This is a genomic window from Arsenophonus sp. ENCA (assembly GCF_002287155.1).
Taxonomy (GTDB): domain Bacteria; phylum Pseudomonadota; class Gammaproteobacteria; order Enterobacterales; family Enterobacteriaceae; genus Arsenophonus; species Arsenophonus nilaparvatae.
The window spans coordinates 1-1,337 of sequence record NZ_NHNG01000720.1 but is presented as its reverse complement, the minus strand read 5'-3'; the positions used below and the strand labels follow the sequence as shown (position 1 = coordinate 1,337).

Annotated in this window: 3 protein-coding genes; 1 reads left to right on the top strand and 2 read right to left on the bottom strand. The window is 42.9% G+C overall.

Annotated features, from left to right (window positions below; genetic code table 11):
• Positions 1-353, top strand: a 353-nt coding sequence (locus CBG25_RS18770; RefSeq protein WP_290603898.1) for a transposase family protein, incomplete at its 5' end; no start/stop codon positions are given.
• 37 nt (positions 354-390) lie between these two features.
• Here the strand turns inward: CBG25_RS18770 and CBG25_RS18765 are convergent.
• Both CBG25_RS18765 and CBG25_RS18760 read right to left on the bottom strand, forming a co-directional pair.
• Positions 391-1,020 carry a hypothetical protein gene (locus CBG25_RS18765; RefSeq protein ID WP_290608568.1) on the bottom strand — a complete coding sequence of 210 codons (630 nt, stop codon included), beginning with the start codon at positions 1,018-1,020 and terminating at the stop codon, positions 391-393.
• 27 nt (positions 1,021-1,047) lie between these two features.
• Positions 1,048-1,337, bottom strand: a 290-nt coding sequence (locus CBG25_RS18760; protein WP_290605866.1) for a transposase, incomplete at its 5' end; no start/stop codon positions are given.

The following is a 1,337-nucleotide window of genomic DNA, read 5'->3' as shown; positions in this document are numbered from 1 at the left end:
TGAGCAAAAATGGGCGCCGTCACGATAAACGCTTACTCGATAAAGTCGATATAATTCGCCATATTCCTCCTGAGGTAACCATCTGGGCAGATACCGGTTTTCAAGGTATAGATAAACAGCATCCTAATACACAAATCCCAAAAAAAGGAACTCGAAAAAGACCTTTATCGCCTGAACAAAAACAAGAAAATAAAATAATCTCGGGCATCCGTATTACAGTTGAACACGCCATCGCGGGTATCAAGCGCCTCGGTTGCATGACCCAAATTTTACGGAATCGTAGACCCTTTATTGATGATACCTTCTTACTCCTTAGCGCAGGTCTTTGGAATTTCCATCTCAGAACAGCGTAAAATTTACTTCAATCACCGAAACACCCTTATTTCACTATTAAGCAACACGCTTACTGGCTTCCTCTTCAGTGTCTACCGTTCTTTTACGTAAAACATCCACTTTTTTTGGTAATGGCGTGAATTTTTCGATGATTTTGATAGATTGCAACATTTCCTGGTCACCACTGGCATTGGCCATGTGCTTATAATTTGCATAATTGCAATATTCCGTGTAAAGCCGTTGGTGACTCATCTTCTTTCGCTTATCGAGTGAAAACCAGTGAAGATTAATTAATTCATCGATACGATAAGCGGCTATCCCATTAATCCAGTAGATAGTCGCTTTTTTGCTACTCGCTTCCAATGCGACTTTAATCACACCGGCAACCGTTCGACTGAGTATGGCGCGGTGAGGAAAGCCTTGCTTAGGCATATCAATGAGAATGTCATCTTTTTCACCTCTGCCAACCACGTGATACTTTTCACCATTCATCGCCAGTAATGCATTAGCCACATCCGCGACACAGGCGCCAAAGCGAAAGCTATGGGTTAACCAGAGACGGTCAGCATCACTCAGAGAAGGCGCATTTAACGCATCGACCGCACCTCGGAAGCGACAAGGAAGCAGCCTAGCGGCTGCAAATCGATATCGGGTAGAATGGTGGTACCTTGAACTTCTGGAAATCATATAAAATTACCCCCGTGCTTTCTGAATTCACTCCTCGCCCTCTAAGAGGCTGTCGCAAAAGGGGTGGAATTTTTTTTTCAACAATATCCCACCGTGCAGATTTTCTCTTTTTCTGATTTTAGTTTGTACAAATAATAGACTGAAAATCATCCATAATATCAGAGCAACCGCTCTTGATAAGTTATAGGCCATTGCATGCAGGGTAAATTCGAGCTTTACCGCTAATAATCCCTTACGCCGGAAACGTTCCAAACCCTGAATTCCCCGCAATGCTGAAAACACAGGTTCAACCATGCTCTTTCGCTGATTCAAGATTT

Excerpts from the sequence above, each read along its gene's own strand:
- CBG25_RS18765 (WP_290608568.1), bottom strand. The coding sequence starts at position 1,020 with ATGATTTCCAGAAGTTCAAGGTACCACCATTCTACCCGATATCGATTT.